General features: G+C 63.5%; 3 protein-coding genes and 1 pseudogene. All 4 read left to right on the forward strand.

Going from position 1 to position 3,100, the window contains the following annotated elements:
- Positions 1-536 (forward strand): annotated as a pseudogene (locus BG35_RS11025) (AarF/ABC1/UbiB kinase family protein); the annotation flags it as partial.
- Between the two features lie 22 nt (positions 537-558).
- Positions 559-1,029, forward strand: a complete 471-nt coding sequence (locus BG35_RS0108180) for a hypothetical protein (RefSeq protein ID WP_236619836.1) — start codon at positions 559-561, stop codon at positions 1,027-1,029.
- A gap of 86 nt (positions 1,030-1,115) precedes the next feature.
- A complete protein-coding gene (locus BG35_RS0108185) occupies positions 1,116-1,832 on the forward strand; it encodes a response regulator transcription factor (RefSeq protein WP_034418001.1) in 717 nt (238 codons plus the stop codon).
- 4 nt (positions 1,833-1,836) lie between these two features.
- Positions 1,837-3,006 (forward strand): PAS domain-containing sensor histidine kinase, encoded by a 1,170-nt coding sequence (locus tag BG35_RS0108190; RefSeq protein WP_236619837.1) that lies wholly within the window; start codon positions 1,837-1,839, stop codon positions 3,004-3,006.
- Positions 3,007-3,100 lie beyond the last annotated feature (94 nt).

A 3,100-nucleotide genomic window follows, 5' to 3' on the forward strand; every position in this document is an offset into this window, starting at 1 on the left:
TGCGTGACTTCAACTTCAAGCAGGTGACGGATCGCTTCTCGGAGTTGATGTACGACTATCCCTTCAGGGTCCCGGCCCGGTTTGCCTTGATCATTCGCGCCCTGGTGAGCCAGGAAGGGGTGGCCCTGCGGCTGGATCCGGGTTTCCGGATTGTCGGGGTGGCCTACCCCTATGTGGCGCGGCGATTGCTGGCGGCGGATACGGCGGAGCTGCGGGACAAGCTGCTGGACGTGCTGTTTGATCAGGAGGGGCGGCTGCGGCTGGAGCGGCTGGACAGCCTGCTGAGGGTGGCCCGGGGCAGTGGAGACGGGCAGGACGTGCTGCCCCTGGCCAGTTCGGGCCTGCGTCTCCTGTTTACGGCCGACGGCCAGATGCTGCGCCAGCGCCTGCTGCAAACCCTGGTGCGGGATGATCGCTTGCAGACGCAGGATTTTGTGGGTCTGCTGAATCTGCTGCAGCGTCACTTCGGCGCCGCCAACGTGGCCAAGGGGCTGGCCCAGTCCCTCTGGAAGCGTTTGAATCCCCTGGCTGTCTGAGGGTTGCCCCTGCCTGTGCTGGTTGCCCTACACTGCAACCCACTGGAGCGAAACTGTGGGTGAAGACGTTATGGGTCCGGTGTTCCAGGAGCAACTGGACGTGCTCCTGAATGCCCAGCCCTACTGGCAGAGCCAGCCACCCTATGCCCTCAGCGGGATTGGCCTGCTGGTGGCCTTGTTGTGCGGGTTGACCTTTGCCCACCAAGTCAGACAACGTCTGGAGGATTGGAAGCAGGATCGCCTGCCCCTCCTGCCCCTGGGACGCTTCACAACGGTGCTTCCCTATAGCGGCATCGTGGCGGGGACCATCCTGTTCATTGGCGCCGGACTGCAGGTGTTCGGCTTCGGGGCAGGGGGTAGTTTTTTCCTGGCCCTGCTTCTGGCCGTGTCCACTGGCGCCGGGCTCTGGAAACAACTGGAGGACCTCATGGGGCAAGTACAGGAGGGCTCCTTTACCGTGGCGGATTTCGACTTTTTTGAAAACCGCCGCTGATCCCTTGGCGTTACTGACGGATCAACGGCTCTGGCGTGGCCGTTCAGCTAGGCTGATCCCAGGTTGAGCACCACCTTGACCATCCAATCACCCCGCGGCCGACCCCTTACAGGCTTCTCCTGGTGGAAGACGACGACACCATCCGTGAAACCGTTGCCGAGCGCCTGACGGCCGAAGGATTTCTGGTGGATGCCGTGGGCCACGGCAATGCGGCCCTGGACCACTTCCAGGACACCCCGGAGACCAGCGCGTTTGACCTGATCCTCCTGGACCTGATGATGCCGGGCGTCCATGGTCTGGACTTCTGCCGTTACCTCCGCCGTCGGGGCTTCACCACGCCCATCCTGATCGTGAGCGCCAAGGACTCGGAAACCGACCGGGTGGTGGGCCTGGAGGTGGGGGCAGACGATTACCTGGTGAAACCCTTCGGGATGCGGGAACTGGTGGCCCGCTGCCGGGTTCTGGTGCGCCGCTCCAGCCGCTCCGCCGCCAATCAGCCTGCCGTGGAGGTGCTCAGGCATGGGGAACTGGCCCTCTACCCCGAGGAGTATTGCGCCACCATGAAAGGACTCCCCCTGAATCTGCCGCCCAAGCAATACAGGCTGCTGGAGTTCTTCATGCGTCATCCCCGCCGCGTCTGGAGCCGGGACAAGTTGCTGGAACGGATCTGGGGACCGGACTTTATCGGCGACATCAAAACCGTGGATGTTCATATCCGCTGGCTGCGGGAGAAGCTGGAGGACAACCCCAGCCAACCCCTGCTGATTACCACTGTTCGCGGCTTCGGGTATCGCTTTGGCTGAAGGCGTGGCCCTGGTGCTGGGGTTGGGCCTGGGGCTTCTGGCCCCATGGCTCTTGCGGCGCCGGCAGCCGTCAAGGCGCCATCTGCCCTTGGACGCCCAGATGCTCCAGTGGCTGCGGCAGGCGCCGGTGGGGGTGTTGGTGCTGGATCGGCAGCAAACCATTCGCCTGGTGAACAGGAAGGTCTGCGCCCTGCTCCATCTCCAGGGAGAAGAGGCAAAACGGGAACAGCGTCCCCTGCTGGAAGCCATTCGCTGCCACCAACTGGAAGAGGTGAGCCGTCGGGCGCGCACCACGGGGCAGCAGCAGCGCATCAAGTGGATCTTCACCTCCACCAGTTGTAATCCCCACCACCTGGAACCCGTCACCACAGAACAACTGGAGGCCATAGCCCTGCCCGGGCGCCAGGGCTGGGTGGGCGTCTTCCTCCTTAACCGCCATTCCCTGCTGGCCCAGAGGGAACAGCAGGAGCGCTGGGTGAGCGATGCAGCCCATGAGCTCAAAACACCCCTCACCGCCCTGAGACTGGTGAGCGAAAGCCTGGTGGAAAGCTGCAACCCCAGCCAGGTCAAGCTGATGGAGCGGTTGGAGAAGGAAATCGTTCGGCTGCAGAGCCTGGTGGAGGATTTGCTGGAACTCTCACGGCTGGAGAACACGCCGCTGCAACGCCACGCCACATCCGTGATGGTGGTGGACCACGTGAAAGCTGCCTGGCAGTTCCTGCTTCCCCTGGCGGAACCACGCCATGTGGGCCTGAGCATCACCAGCACCAGCCCGGCGGTGGCCATCCCCGCTGATGCGTCCCGTCTGCAACGGGCGCTGTTGAACCTGCTGGACAACGCCCTGCGCTATAGCCCCGACCACAGCGCCATCCAGGTGAAAATTGTTGCGGACCGGAACTGGCTCAAGCTGGATGTGGAAGACCAGGGATCCGGCTTCAGCGAAACCGACCTCCAGCACGCTTTTGAGCGTTTCTATCGGGGGGATGCCTCCCGGGCCCGGGCCAGCAGTTTGAGTGGCAGTGGCCTGGGTTTGGCCATTGTGCAGCAAATTGCCACCACCCATGGGGGGAAGGTGCGGGCCCTCAACCGCCCTGAAGGGGGTGCGTCCGTGCGCCTGACCCTCCCGATGCATCCAGCCGTTCCCCAGGAGACGCGCCTGGTGGCGGGCCGTTGAAGAACTCCATGAAGGTCTTACCGCCGCCCATGCCGATGCGGGAGGCAGCTATGCACCGGGCTGCGCTTGGCCAGCCATGATTACAATACATAAG

The organism is Candidatus Synechococcus spongiarum SH4 (genome assembly GCF_000586015.1).
GTDB classification, from domain to species: Bacteria; Cyanobacteriota; Cyanobacteriia; order PCC-6307; family Cyanobiaceae; genus Synechococcus_B; species Synechococcus_B spongiarum_F.